The sequence below is a fragment of the Candidatus Methylacidiphilales bacterium genome, assembly GCA_033875315.1.
Classification (GTDB): Bacteria; Verrucomicrobiota; Verrucomicrobiia; order Methylacidiphilales; family CAZTYG01; genus JANRJG01.
In genome coordinates, this window is sequence record JANRJG010000026.1 from 87,018 (window position 1) to 99,757 (window position 12,740).

The 12,740-nt window shown below is 60.9% G+C and carries 14 protein-coding genes; 7 read left to right on the top strand and 7 right to left on the bottom strand.

From position 1 onward, the window contains the following. Positions 1-5: 5 nt before the first annotated feature. On the bottom strand, positions 6-1,025 hold the full coding sequence (locus SFU85_08245; GenBank protein ID MDX6766767.1) for a polyprenyl synthetase family protein: 1,020 nt from the start codon (positions 1,023-1,025) through the stop codon (positions 6-8). 163 nt (positions 1,026-1,188) lie between these two features. Here SFU85_08245 and SFU85_08250 point away from each other — a divergent pair, with 163 nt between their 5' ends. Then, positions 1,189-2,211 (top strand): HEAT repeat domain-containing protein, encoded by a 1,023-nt coding sequence (locus SFU85_08250; GenBank protein MDX6766768.1) that lies wholly within the window; start codon positions 1,189-1,191, stop codon positions 2,209-2,211. Between the two features lie 44 nt (positions 2,212-2,255). On the opposite strand, the gene SFU85_08255 is transcribed toward SFU85_08250, so the two are convergent. The 5 genes from SFU85_08255 to ispE form a co-directional block, all read right to left on the bottom strand. Further along, the gene (locus SFU85_08255) at positions 2,256-2,483 is read right to left on the bottom strand and encodes a PUR family DNA/RNA-binding protein (GenBank protein ID MDX6766769.1); all 228 of its coding nucleotides are present in this window, start codon (positions 2,481-2,483) and stop codon (positions 2,256-2,258) included. 69 nt (positions 2,484-2,552) lie between these two features. After that, the gene (locus tag SFU85_08260; protein ID MDX6766770.1) at positions 2,553-3,179 is read right to left on the bottom strand and encodes a hypothetical protein; all 627 of its coding nucleotides are present in this window, start codon (positions 3,177-3,179) and stop codon (positions 2,553-2,555) included. Between the two features lie 43 nt (positions 3,180-3,222). Then, positions 3,223-3,933 (bottom strand): hypothetical protein, encoded by a 711-nt coding sequence (locus SFU85_08265; GenBank protein MDX6766771.1) that lies wholly within the window; start codon positions 3,931-3,933, stop codon positions 3,223-3,225. Beyond that, positions 3,930-4,628, bottom strand: a complete 699-nt coding sequence (locus SFU85_08270; protein MDX6766772.1) for a hypothetical protein — start codon at positions 4,626-4,628, stop codon at positions 3,930-3,932. The genes SFU85_08265 and SFU85_08270 overlap by 4 nt, the downstream gene beginning before the upstream one ends. Positions 4,629-4,642: 14 nt before the next feature. Then, on the bottom strand, positions 4,643-5,497 hold the full coding sequence (gene ispE / locus SFU85_08275; GenBank protein ID MDX6766773.1) for a 4-(cytidine 5'-diphospho)-2-C-methyl-D-erythritol kinase: 855 nt from the start codon (positions 5,495-5,497) through the stop codon (positions 4,643-4,645). 61 nt (positions 5,498-5,558) lie between these two features. Here ispE and pyrF point away from each other — a divergent pair, with 61 nt between their 5' ends. The 5 genes from pyrF to SFU85_08300 all read left to right on the top strand — a co-directional run bounded on the left by pyrF (position 5,559) and on the right by SFU85_08300 (position 8,637). After that, positions 5,559-6,248, top strand: coding sequence for an orotidine-5'-phosphate decarboxylase (gene pyrF / locus SFU85_08280; protein ID MDX6766774.1), 690 nt, complete (start codon positions 5,559-5,561; stop codon positions 6,246-6,248). A gap of 60 nt (positions 6,249-6,308) precedes the next feature. Further along, positions 6,309-6,653, top strand: a complete 345-nt coding sequence (locus SFU85_08285; GenBank protein ID MDX6766775.1) for a DMT family protein — start codon at positions 6,309-6,311, stop codon at positions 6,651-6,653. A gap of 110 nt (positions 6,654-6,763) precedes the next feature. After that, positions 6,764-7,207, top strand: a complete 444-nt coding sequence (locus tag SFU85_08290; protein ID MDX6766776.1) for a CopG family ribbon-helix-helix protein — start codon at positions 6,764-6,766, stop codon at positions 7,205-7,207. Continuing rightward, positions 7,204-7,950, top strand: coding sequence for an urea carboxylase-associated family protein (locus SFU85_08295; GenBank protein ID MDX6766777.1), 747 nt, complete (start codon positions 7,204-7,206; stop codon positions 7,948-7,950). Before SFU85_08290 ends, SFU85_08295 begins: the two co-directional genes overlap by 4 nt. A 36-nt stretch (positions 7,951-7,986) precedes the next feature. After that, entirely contained in the window at positions 7,987-8,637 is a 651-nt protein-coding gene (locus SFU85_08300; GenBank protein ID MDX6766778.1) for an urea carboxylase-associated family protein, read from the top strand. 7 nt (positions 8,638-8,644) lie between these two features. On the opposite strand, the gene SFU85_08305 is transcribed toward SFU85_08300, so the two are convergent. Beyond that, positions 8,645-9,028, bottom strand: coding sequence for a four helix bundle protein (locus SFU85_08305; protein MDX6766779.1), 384 nt, complete (start codon positions 9,026-9,028; stop codon positions 8,645-8,647). A gap of 17 nt (positions 9,029-9,045) precedes the next feature. On the opposite strand from SFU85_08305, the gene uca reads away from it, so the two are divergent. Continuing rightward, a complete protein-coding gene (gene uca / locus SFU85_08310) occupies positions 9,046-12,699 on the top strand; it encodes an urea carboxylase (protein ID MDX6766780.1) in 3,654 nt (1,217 codons plus the stop codon). The last annotated feature ends 41 nt before the right edge of the window (positions 12,700-12,740 follow it).

Below are 12,740 nucleotides of genomic sequence, written 5' to 3' on the forward strand. Positions count from 1 at the left end.
GATCATCATTTCAAGCCGTCCAATTCCTTGTGGAAAGCCCGGGCAAAGGTGCGCATCCGCGCGGAATAGTCGTTGATCGGCAGTACTTCGAGCGATTTCTCGGCCTTTTCCAGCAATTCCTGGGCCTTGCGGACGCTGTAGCGGTGCCCTCCCATTTCCACCACCCGGCGTTGGAGGGCTGCCCGGTCGGCTTCGTTCCCGTGAAGCAGGGCCTCGGAAACCCGGTCACGTTCCGCACCACCGATCTGTTGCAGGGTGTGCAGGACGGGAAGCGTCAATTTGCCCTTCTTCAGATCCGTCCCCAGGGTCTTGCCGGAGCCGGATTCGGTCCCAAAAAGGTCCAGGCAATCATCATAAATTTGATAGGCCGTGCCCATCGACTCCCCGTAAATCCGCAGGGCGTCGACCATGCTTTCCGGCGCTCGGTTGAGCCTTCCGGCCAGTTCGGTGGATATGCGGAAGAGCGCCGCCGTCTTCATGCCGATGATGCGCAGGTAATCCGAAACGGACAGATTGAGGTCGTAACGCCGCTGTGTCTGGAGGATTTCGCCGGTGCAAACCTCGTTCGCCGCATCGGCCACCGCACGGGAAATGGCCGCGTCTTCGAAACGTGTACAAAGCTTGAGCGCGTGGGCAAAGAGGCAGTCGCCCAACAAGACGGAGAGTTCCACCCCCCACTTGGCATTCATCGTCGGACGCGCACGGCGGATCTCGGCATTGTCCAACACATCATCGTGGATCAAACTGGCCAGATGGATCAATTCAATGACCACAGCCAGGTCGATCTGTTCTTCCCCCGCCCGGCCGGTGGCGTGGGCCGCCATCAGAACAAGGGCCGGACGCAGCCGCTTGCCACTGCTTTCGGCGGCATACTCGACGTAACCGGAGATCCCCGGGTCAAAGGCATCGGACTGGGCGCGGATCCGTGCATCGACTCGTTCCAGGTCGGGACGCACCAGTTCTAGGTAGGATTTGATGGCCAGTTGCTTCTGCAATTGGGGCATCATTAGGGGGGCTTTGCTCATGAAATTCGCACGCGTGTGATACGCCACGTTAAAAGTCCTCACCGCAATGTCAAACGGGCTGTCCCTAATCCACGTAAAAGTCCGCCTAATGCCGCACCCCCGCATCCACCGTCCGGCGGGAATATGCTTGCCTGCGCAACACCCCTAAAGCATAAGCATAGAAATGGAACGCGCAGTTTTGGTCATCACGGCATTATTGGCCCTGGCATTGGCCGGATGCGGCGGCAAAGATGGCGCCGCTGTCAAAGAGGTCGAAAAGCTCATCACCGAGAAAAAATACGACGACGCCATGGGCGTCCTCCAAAAAGCCCTCCGCGACAACCCGAAAAGCAAGGTCCTTCTCCGCGAGCAGGTCAACCTCTTCCTCAAAACCGAACAGGTCAGCTACGCCATCGCCGCCTACCGCAAACTGATCGAAAACAGCCCGGATGATCGTATCCTTTACCAAGCCTTCAAAAATCCCGACCCGGTCGTCCGGGTCACCGCGGCCAAAGCCCTCGGTCTGATGAAGGATGCCCGCTCGGTCGACCTTCTCATCGAGCACGCCAAAGACAAGGAACGCTCAGTCCGACAGGCCATTGTGCTGGCCTTGGGTGACCTCAAAGACAAAAAAGCCCTTTCCGTGCTGGTGGCCGCACTCAAGGACGAGGACTGGTTCGTCCGCGCCGAAGCCGCCCTTGCACTGGGCAAGGTGGGCGATGCCCAGGCCGCCGCCAAACTCTTTGAATTGCTCAACGACTCCGACACGTACGTCAAACAAAACACCCGCAAGGCCCTGCAAGAACTCGCCACGGAGGAAAACAAACCCGCCTACGTCGCCGCCCTCAAGAATGCCGATCCGGCCATCCGTTCCATGGCCGCGATCGCCTTGGCCACCGTCGGTGACTCCCAAGGCATCGATGTTCTGATTGAACAGCTCGGACGTGGCGATTCCAAGGACACCGCCGACCTGATCCGGGCCGGGGTGAAATTGCGCGATCCCAAGATCATTCCCGCCCTGCGCCAGGCAGTCGGCCATCCGGTGCCGAACATCAAAGCCCTGGCCATCCTGGCCTTGGGTGAACTCGGGGACCAGGATTCACTCGGACAGATCAAAGCCATCTCCACCGATAAAAATCAACCCGGCAACGTGCGCACAGCCGCCATGCTGGCGTTGAACCGGTTGAACCTCAAAGCCCCGCGCTGATCCCCCTTCCGACCGCTGAACCTGGGGGAAACCTTCCCAGGTTTTCAGTAATTCCCCGAGCCCTGGGGGGGACCCTGTTCGCAATCCTCAGCCAACGACTGCAAAACCTCGATGAATTCCGCCACGCCGGGGGCTGGCAGGATGATGGTGTCACGGCGTCCATTGACGTCCTCGGTGATGCGGAGGAAGCGTCCGCGCTGGTTCTCTTTCAGGTCAAAGAAAAAGATTTTGCGTTCGACTTGGATCTGTTCGCTGCGGATCGTTTCTTCCATATTTTCCCCTTGTGAATTGAAAAGTTAATCCGACCGCGCCCGCTGTCAAATACCCGGATGGAGTAGAAATCAACGGTCCTTGGGGTATTCCACGTTGTTCTGGAGCCGTTTCTGATCCTCGGCGGGCAGCCACACCTCCCGGTAGGGCTTTTTCTGGTTGTAGAGCTCAAGCCGGCTGCGCGCCTCGGCCAATCGCGGCGATTCCGGGAATTTTTTCATCCCCGCCATCAGCACTTGGCGGGCCTGTTGGAAGTTCGACATCTCCGCGTAGGCCGCTGCCAGGATATCGTAGTTCTCCAGCGATTCGGCCTCCTTCAACGCCTTTTGTCCGTAGGCCACCGCGCGGGTCCCGTCACGCACGTGCTTGACCGGGGACGTCGCCAGCAACCAGGCCAGCGTGGTGTAATCCGTCAGGCTGACCGGCTGCAACAGGCAGGCTTCCCTCAAATCATAAGCCGAGCGCTCCAGTTGCCCCGTCTTGGCGGCACAGTAGGCCCGGCGCACATAAGCCGTGGGCGAATCTTCGCGCAGCTTGATCGCCGCCGAATAATCCTCGAAAGCCTCCTGGTAGTGGCCTTTCTTTTCATGCTCGAAACCGCTCAGTATCAAGGAGGAAAAGTCCGCCGCCTGTTCCGCGCCCCGCAGCCCGGAAAGCATCATCCCAGTAACCAACAAGATCAGGCCCGTTTGTTTCATCGTATCCTCATGCTATCCAATACGCCTGCCGCCATGCGGGCATTCACCGTCCCTGCCCCGCCGCAGGCGCCGGCATCTGCCGTTCCACCCGGTCCACCAAGTCGCCCGCCGCTTCCAGAAAAAACTTGCGCCGTTCCACGCTGGAGATCCGCGACCCCGCCATATCGGCCAAACGCAGCATCTCTGCCCGGCTGTCGAAAGTCACTCCGATCTCCACCTCGCGCAACACCGTCCCCACCACCTCGTGTGCACTGGGGCCTACGAAAAGTTCCATCAGTGTGCCCAATTGCTCGATGTAAGCCTGGTCATGCGAACCACGGTCCTGCCGGACCAGTTCCATTTCCGCCCGGTGCGCCATCGCGGCGAGCGACTCGGCCGACTCTGGTTGCTTTTTGTCCGAACCTCCGAGGAGGGCGCGCTCCAAATTGACCACGGTCAGGTTGATCGGCTGTCGGAGGTTGGCCACCGAAGCCTTGGGCTGGATGAAAACCACCAGAGTGTGCTCCTGGCCGAACACTTTGACCCACAGGGTGAACCCCTGGAACTGGAACCGGAGTTCACGCAGGCGGATTTTCGCCCGGTCCACCAGATCGGTGATGCGGCGCAGGTGGCCGATCAACTGCTCGAGGATCTGCACCGTGTAGTTTTTGGGAACCGCGGCCGCCAAAACACGCCCATCCCGGCTGTAAACAAACGCGGCCGCCACTTCTTCCAATGCCTGCAACCGATCCAATGCGGGAATGTTCGGGATCATCCGTCCACCCCCACCACCTGCCAGAAGGCTTCCTCAAATTCGTCCGGCAGCACCTCCAGGCTGGCAAAAACGATGATGTAACGCTCGTGGATATGGAAGCGCCAGACCCGGCAAAGCTCGGTCTCCAGATACCACTCCTCGGCCTCGCCCGCCCCGAGCGACTGGCCCAATACGGCCACCTTTTCGGAAAATTGACGGAACCAGTCGGGGGAAAGAACCTGGTCGGGGACTTTGCCAATCAGCGGGATGATGTTCTCCCCGTCGTCCTTCATCGCACAAATGAATCCCGACAGCGTCTCCAGTTTGTCGACAAACCAAAGAAAGGGGTCCTGCATGGCCAGGGGCAGCACCGGCATAGGCCCCGAAGACGGCCCCCCGGTGGCGAAATCCCCGATCGCGTCCTTGAGACCATGGGCCGCTTCGGCCCCCACCAAATCTTCGATCACCCGGTCCAACGGCTCCCAGATCGTCCGCTTGATCCCGCGCGGCAGCTCTCCCAAAGTGTAGCTACTCAATTGCCATCCCAACATCAGCTTGAGTGCATCGTTGGCCCACAACTTGCCGGAATTGACCTCGATCAATTGCGCATCCTTGAAGTAAAGGAATCCGCTCTCCCCGGCATCCTCGAAAACCGAAAGCATGCAGTTCCTTCGGGGCAGGCACTCGGTCTTGATGATTTCAATGAGGTTGATCATGCGGTCGTCTCACCTCAGGGTAACAGGCAAGGGGTTTGAATCCAGCAATTTGGTCCGAAATGATCCCGGGCCGCCTCCGCCACCCGCGAGGCCGCCTCCGCATCCGGCAAAAGGGCAAACACGGTCGCCCCACTCCCGCTCATCATCGCATCCACCACCCCCGGTTGTCCCAACAGCCACGCCTTGGCCTCGGCTATCCAGAAATACTTCGTAAAAACCGCCGGCTCGAGATCGTTCCGCAACCGCACCCGCTCCCGCCCCGGAATCCCCCGGACAGCCAGTTCCAGGCGACCAAGTTCCCCCGCCTGCGGTTCGGCGGCGTAGGTGCGGTAGGCCCAAGGGGTCGGCACCCCAAAACCCGGATTCAACAACAACACATGCCCCCGCCAGTCCAATTCCACCGGCCGGGTGATCTCCCCCCGCCCCGTGCACCACGATGCCCCGCCATCCAGGAAAAACGCGATGTCACTGCCCAACCGCCCCGCCAGATCCTTGAGTTGCGCGCGGCTCAAACCACATCCCCAAAGATCATTCACCGCATGCAAGACCGCCGCCGCGTTTCCACTACCCCCGGCCAAACCGCCGCCCATCGGAATCACCTTGCGCAACACCATCCGCACCCCCTTGCGACAACCTGTCACCTCTTGCACCAGCGCCGCCGCCCTCCATACCAAATTCGTCGGATCCGCGGGCAGGTCAGCCCCCTCCACCCGAAGCGTGATCCCCTCCCCGGATTCCTCAATCTCCAATTCGTCATACAAACCGACCGGGCACATCAGGGTCTCCAATTCATGGAAACCATCCGGCCGCTTACCGGTGATTTCCAGGGTCAGGTTGATCTTGGCCGGGCTCCGTACTTTCAACAACATCGGGCCATTGAAAAGGGATACCCGGACTTGAAAAGCAATTTCCACCCCCGATGATCCCTCCATGGCCATTTCCCCCAACCAGATCATCCTCGCCCTTGACCTCGACTCCCCCGACGAGGCAATCCGCTGGGCCGAACGCTTCGGCCCCCGCATCGGTTGCTACAAAGTCGGCCTCCAGCTCTTCTCCCGCTCCGGACCCGATCTCGTGCGCGAACTCCGCCGCCGCCAGGCCGAGGTCTTCCTCGACCTCAAGCTCCACGACATACCCAACACAGTCGCCAAGGCCGTCGAAGCCCTCCTTCCCCTCGACCTCAAGTTCCTCACCCTTCACACCCTGGGTGGGCCGACCATGATCGAGGCCGCTGTGAAAGCCGCCGCCACCGCCCCTCAAACCACCCTCCTCGGCGTCACCATCCTGACCAGCCTCGGCGACGACGAAATCAACCAGCTTGGCTTCGACCACACCGCCTCCGGCCAGGCCGTCCACCTCGCCCGACTCGCCGTCAACGCCGGCCTCCGCGGCCTCGTATGCTCCCCCTTGGAAGCCCCCCTTCTCCGCGGCCAGCTCGGCCCGGACATCACCCTCGTCACCCCCGGCGTCCGGCCTCTCGGGTCCGGGGTCGACGATCAGTCCCGCATCGCCACCCCGCGCCAAGCCCTCGAGGACGGTGCCTCCTACATCGTCATCGGCCGCCCCATACTCGCCGCCTCGGACCCCGAGGCCGCCCTCTCCGCCATCCTCGCCGAATAAGCAATCCTCGTTCCCAATTCCCCATTTCGCATTTCACATTTCACATTTCAAAGGCAGCCCGTGCCTCCGCTCATTTCCACCATAGCCTTGCTAATCCTGTCGAATGTCTTCATGACCTTTGCCTGGTATGGCCATCTCAAACACCTCAACTCCAAACCTTGGGTCATCGCCGCCCTCATCAGCTGGGGCATCGCGCTCTTCGAATACCTCCTCCAGGTCCCGGCCAACCGCATCGGCTTCCAGTCCGGAATCTCCCTCGCCCAGCTGAAAATCCTCCAGGAAGTCATCACCCTTTCGGTCTTCGTCCCGTTTGCCGTCCTCTACATGGGCCAACCCCTCAAATTGGATTATCTCTGGGCCACCCTCTGCCTCGTCGGTGCCGTCTACTTCATCTTCCGCAGCTGAAAAATCCCTTCATCTCCCGGTCCGGTCTACGCGGCCCGTGATCATCCATCCGCGTTTCTGGCACGCTTCCCGCTTGCAATAGTATGAAGAATTTATAATTTCTTCATACCATGTCCACTGCCCTCGTCCGCTTCACCGTCAGCATGCCCGCCCCGACCGTCCGCGGTCTCGACCGCGTGGCCAAGGGCCGCGGCTTCCCCAACCGCTCGCAGGCCCTGGCGGCCCTCATCCGAGAAGGTGTTGCGGACTACGATGCCCGCCTCGACACCACCGTCATGATGGGCGTGCTCACTTTCACCTACGAACACCGCCGCCGGAACCTCCAGAACCGCATCACCGACCTCCAACACCGCCACCTCAAGGAAATCGTCACCATCCAGCTCGTTCACCTGGAAAAACACCAAAGCTTGCAAATCCTCGTCGTCCAAGGACCGGCACAAATCCTGCGTCAACTCAAGGATGTCTTCGCTTCGCTCAAGGGCGTTCAACACGCCTCCCTCCAACTCAACAGCACCGTCCTCCCCCCCCTCCACGACAAACCCGCCCGCCGATGAAAACCGCTGACATCACCCTTCCCGGCATCCCCGAATCCAAGATCCGTTTCCGCGAAATCGTCCCCGGCGGCGGCAACTGGTCCCATGTCCTCAAGCGCGGCACCACCCTCCGCCTCATGAACCCCCGCGGCGGCCTCAATGCCGCGGCGATCTTTTTCAACTTCGAACTCCCCTCCGAACGCTTCAATCTGCCGGACACACTCAAGGCCCAACACACGGCCAAACTCACCACCGGCCACTGCCTCTATTCCGACATGGGCCGCATCCTCGTCTCCATACCCCGCGACACCGCCGGATGGCACGATCCCCTCACTGGCCCCTCCACCCCGGAAACCATCCACGCCGCATTCGGCCCCAAATCTTTCCAGGAAGCGCGCAACCATTTCCACCGCAATGCCCGCGACAACTTTCTGGTCGAGCTTGGCAAATACAACCTCGGCCGCCGTGACCTCGTCATGAATGTCAATTTCTTCAGCAAGGTCGCGGTCGACAACGAAGGCCAGCTCAACTTCCACCCGGGGCACGCCCAACCCGGTTCGTTCATCGACCTCCGCGCTGAGATGAACACCCTCGTCATCCTCAACACCTGCCCCCACCCCCTCTCCCCCGCCGGTCCCTACGACCCCGCCCCCCTCCACCTCGCTGTTTTCACCTCTGATCCCGTGGCCGATGACGACCCTTGCCGCATCTCCTGCCCCGAAAACCAACGCGGCTTCGAACTCACCGAACGGTATTTCCTGTGATTGCTTAAAACTTAATACTTAAAACATAAAACTAGCATGCTCACCGAATCCCCCCTCAAACCCACCGCGGCCGTATTGGATCAGATTATCCCCGCCGGAGACGGCTGGATGCACGAAATCAAGGCAGGCCAAACCTTCCGCATCGTCGACCTGGAAGGCAACCAGGCCGTCGACACGATTTTTTACAACGCCCTCGACCCCGCCGACCGCTACAGCGCCCAGGAAACGATCCGCGCCCAGGGCAAAATCTACCTCACCACAGGCAGCCGCCTTCTCTCACTCGAAGGCCACACACTGCTCACCATCACCGCCGATACCTGCGGCCGCCATGACACCCTCGGCGGGGCCTGTGCCGCCGAAAGCAACATGGTCCGCTACGCCCTCGAAAAGCGCTCCATGCACAACTGCCGCGACACCTTCCTGCTCCAGATTGCGGAATACGGACGCGGCTACTCCAAGGGCGATGTCGGCGCCAACATCAACTTCTTCATGAATGTTCCCGTCACCCCCGAAGGCGGCCTCACCTTCGAGGACGGCGTCTCCGCCCCCGGTAAATATGTCGAAATGCGGGCCGAAATGGACGTCGTCTGCCTCATCTCCAACTGCCCCCAGCTCAACAATCCGTGCAATGCCTACAATCCCACACCCGTGAGGGTGCTGATTTGGGACGTGGACGGCCGTCCTTAGTCCTTGGTCATTCGTCCTTGGAGGAATCTTGAACCCGACCGACCGACTTCAGATAGGCATTCAAGGTCTTGGGAAGCGCATCAACCAGGACTTTAAGCCGTTTGATCTGACCAGTGGTCAGCAGCTTGCGCTTGTGGGCACGCCTCAGAAAATGACGGGTCTCATTGAGCGATCCACGTGCGATTTTAATGAACCGCTTGTTGTCCAGAAAGCTTCCCCTGCCTGCACCCTCGGCGATGTTCGCTCCCACCGAGTCCACCGCACGCACAAGCTGTTTGCCCACGGTGTCTTTAGCAAACACATCCCAACAGACGACAATATCCCAAACCGCATCCGCCAATTCTTCTGCCATCCGATACACCCTCAAATTCTCAAAAGATTCATGCGCCACAGCAAAACCCTATCGCCTTGCCCCATGAAACCAAGGACAAAGGACCAATGACCAAGGACTTCAAGGTTCTGATCGCCAACCGAGCCACCATCGCCTGCCGCATCATCCGGACGCTGCGCAAATTGGACCTCCCCTCCGTCGCCGTCTATTCCGACGCCGACCACGGGTCGCTCCACGTCGGCCAGGCCGACGAATCCGTCTGCCTCGGCGCCGCCCCGGCCAAGGAAAGCTACCTCGACGTCGATAAAATCATCGCCGCCTGCAAATCGACTGGCGCCAACGCGGTCCATCCCGGCTACGGTTTCCTCAGCGAGAATGCCGCCTTTGCGGAACGACTCGAGCGCGAAGGCATCACCTTCATCGGTCCCACTCCGGAACAACTCCGCTCCTTCGGCCTCAAACACCGCTCCAAGGAACTCGCCGCCGCCGCCGGGGTCCCCCTCCTCCCCGGCTCCGGCCTGTTGCGCGATGCCGTCCACGCCGCCGCCGAGGCCGATCGCATCGGCTATCCGGTCATGCTCAAAAGCACCGGCGGGGGCGGCGGCATCGGCATCCGCGTCTGCCACGACCCCGTCGAACTCCACGCCCAATTCGAGGCCGTCAGCCGCATGGCCGCTGACAACTTCAACGACCCCGGTGTCTTCCTTGAGAAATTTGTCGCCCGCGCCCGCCATATCGAGGTCCAACTCTTCGGCGACGGCCAGGGGAACGTCATCGCCCTCGGCGAACGCGATTGTTCCGTCCAACGCCGCAACCAAAAGGTCATCGAGGAAACCCCCGCCCCCGGCCTCACTGATTCGGTGCGCAGCGAACTCCACGCTTCCGCCATCCGCCTCGGCCAATCCGTCCACTACCGCTCCGCCGGCACGGTCGAGTATGTCTTCGATGCCGACACCGGCGCCTTCTACTTCCTCGAGGTCAACACCCGCCTCCAGGTCGAACACGGCGTCACTGAGGAAGTCTTCGGCCTCGACCTCGTCGAATGGATGGTCCGCCTCGCCATGGGCGATAACCCGATCCATGAATACTTGTCTTCCACCAAGAACCTAGAACTAGGAACCAAGAACCGCTTGCACTCCGTCCAAGCCCGCCTCTACGCCGAGGACCCCCACAAAAACTTCCAACCCAGTTCCGGCCTGCTCATTGAGGCTGCATTTCCCCCCAATGTCCGCGTCGAAACCTGGGTCGAGCGCGGCACCGTCGTCCCCCCATACTACGACCCCATGATCGCCAAGATCATCGCCACGGGCCCCGACCGCGCCTCCGCCATCGCCCGGCTCCAAGAAGCCCTCTCTCACACCACCCTGTCCGGGATCGAAACCAACACCGCCTACCTTGGCGAAATCCTCCAACACCCGGACTTCGTCGCCGGTCGCCCCACCACACGCATGCTGGCCGACTTTTCCTACCACGCCCACTCCATCGATGTCCTCGATGGCGGAGCCATGACCACCGTGCAGGACTACCCTGGACGACTCGGCTACTGGGCCGTCGGTGTTCCCCCTTCCGGACCGATGGACGATGCCTCGTTCCGCCTGGCCAACCGACTCGTCGGCAACCCCGAGGGTGCACCCGCCCTCGAAATCACCCTCACCGGCCCCACCCTCAAGTTCAACTCCGACACCGTCATTGCCCTGACAGGAGCCCGCATCGAAAGCGACCTCCCGATGGACCAAGCCGTCCACGTGAAGGCAGGAACCGTCGTCAAACTCAAGCGCATCGCCGGCACCGGATGCCGTACCACCCTGGCCATTTCCGGCGGCATCCGTTCCTCGGAATACCTCGGCAGCCAATCCACCTTCACTCTGGGCGGCTTCGGCGGCCCCGCCGGGCGCGCCCTCCGTGCCGGCGACGTCCTGCATCTTTCCCCCAACCAGAAACAAGAAACCGGAAACTGGAAACTGCTTGATACTCCTGACTGGTCGCATCATTGGCCCATCCGCGTGATGGCTGGTCCGCATGGCGCCCCCGACTTCTTCACGGACGAGGACATCCGGATGTTTTTCACCACCGATTGGAAAGTCCATTACAACTCCAACCCCACCGGCATCCGCCTCATCGGCCCCAAACCGCAGTGGGCCCGTCCCGACGGCGGCGAAGCCGGCCTCCACCCCTCCAACATCCACGACAACGCCTACGCCATTGGAACCGTCGATTTCACCGGCGACATGCCCATCATCCTCGGCCCCGACGGCCCCAGCCTTGGCGGCTTCGTCTGTCCGGCGACCATCATCCGTGCGGACCGCTGGATCATGGGCCAACTCCGCCCCGGCGACACCCTCCGCTTCCTCCCCGTCACCCTCGAAGAAGCCGAATCCGCCGAACAAGAAATGGAATCCTCCATCGCTTCAGGTCACTACCCCGCTTTGTCTTCATTCAAGGACCATCGACCAAGGACCAAGGACGAATCCTGCATCATCCACCACATTCCCGCCCGCGGGCCCATACCCGCGGTCAATTACCGCCCCAGTGGCGACAAGTATCTCCTGATCGAATACGGTCCCATCGTCCTCGACTTCGATCTCCGCCTCCGCGCCCACGCCCTCATGCAATGGGTGGAGAAACATCAACTCCCCGGGGTCATCGACCTCACCCCCGGCATCCGCTCCCTCCAGATCCATTACGACAATCGCGTTCTCCCACGCCACAAACTCCTGGCCCTCCTGGAAAAAGCCGAAGACGAACTCGGCGACCCCAATGACTTCGAAGTCACCTCGCGCATCGTCCACCTGCCACTCTCCTGGGACGACCCCGCCACCCGGCTGGCCATCGAGAAATACACCCAATCCGTCCGCCCCGACGCCCCCTGGTGCCCGAGTAACATCGAATTCATCCGCCGTATCAACGGCCTGGAATCCATCGATGAAGTGAAGCAAATCGTCTTCAACGCCAGTTACCTCGTCCTCGGCCTGGGTGACGTCTACCTCGGGGCCCCCGTGGCCACCCCGCTCGACCCCCGCCACCGCCTCGTCACCACCAAATACAATCCCGCCCGCACCTGGACGGCGGAAAACTCCGTCGGCATAGGCGGCGCCTACCTGTGCATCTACGGCATGGAAGGGCCCGGGGGTTACCAGTTTGTCGGCAGAACCCTGCAAGTCTGGAACACCTTCCGCCAGACCGCCGACTTCAAGGACGGCAAACCCTGGCTCCTACGCTTCTTCGACCAGATCCGCTTCTACCCCGTCGAGGCCGACGAACTCCTGGAAATGCGGAAAAACTTCCTCCTTGGCCGCCACAAACTGAAGATTGAAGAAGAACCCTTCCGTCTCCGTGACTACCACCGATTCCTCGAATCCAACGCCGCATCCATCGCCACTTTCCGCGCCACACAAAGAAAAGCCTTCGCTGAAGAGCGCGAGCGTTGGAAAAGCCTCCCCCCCATCCCGGACGCGGAAGACACCGCCTTCGGCACCACCGACGAGGCCGCCATTCCCGAGGGCTGCGAAGCCGTTCCTTCGCCCCTCAGTGGCAACCTGTGGAAGATGCTCGTCCAACCCGGCCAGAAAGTGGCCGAAGGCGAAACCCTCGCCATCGTCGAAGCCATGAAAATGGAAACTGTCGTTCATGCACCCTGCAGTGGCCAGGTTGTGGAAACACGGGCTACCGAGGGCAAACCGGTCACCGCAGGACAAACCCTCGCCGTCGTCAAAGCGACGGCGAATGGATGATTGCTGATTTCTGATTGCGGATTGTTCGAACAGAATTCAGA

Coding starts and splice junctions, on each gene's coding strand:
- SFU85_08245 (MDX6766767.1), bottom strand. CDS start 1,025: ATGAGCAAAGCCCCCCTAATGATGCCCCAATTGCAGAAGCAACTGGCC.
- pyrF (MDX6766774.1), top strand. CDS start 5,559: ATGGCCATTTCCCCCAACCAGATCATCCTCGCCCTTGACCTCGACTCC.
- SFU85_08295 (MDX6766777.1), top strand. CDS start 7,204: ATGAAAACCGCTGACATCACCCTTCCCGGCATCCCCGAATCCAAGATC.
- SFU85_08270 (MDX6766772.1), bottom strand. CDS start 4,628: ATGATCAACCTCATTGAAATCATCAAGACCGAGTGCCTGCCCCGAAGG.
- SFU85_08265 (MDX6766771.1), bottom strand. CDS start 3,933: ATGATCCCGAACATTCCCGCATTGGATCGGTTGCAGGCATTGGAAGAA.
- ispE (MDX6766773.1), bottom strand. CDS start 5,497: ATGTTGTTGAAAGTACGGAGCCCGGCCAAGATCAACCTGACCCTGGAA.
- SFU85_08300 (MDX6766778.1), top strand. CDS start 7,987: ATGCTCACCGAATCCCCCCTCAAACCCACCGCGGCCGTATTGGATCAG.
- SFU85_08250 (MDX6766768.1), top strand. CDS start 1,189: ATGGAACGCGCAGTTTTGGTCATCACGGCATTATTGGCCCTGGCATTG.
- SFU85_08255 (MDX6766769.1), bottom strand. CDS start 2,483: ATGGAAGAAACGATCCGCAGCGAACAGATCCAAGTCGAACGCAAAATC.
- SFU85_08290 (MDX6766776.1), top strand. CDS start 6,764: ATGTCCACTGCCCTCGTCCGCTTCACCGTCAGCATGCCCGCCCCGACC.
- SFU85_08260 (MDX6766770.1), bottom strand. CDS start 3,179: ATGAAACAAACGGGCCTGATCTTGTTGGTTACTGGGATGATGCTTTCC.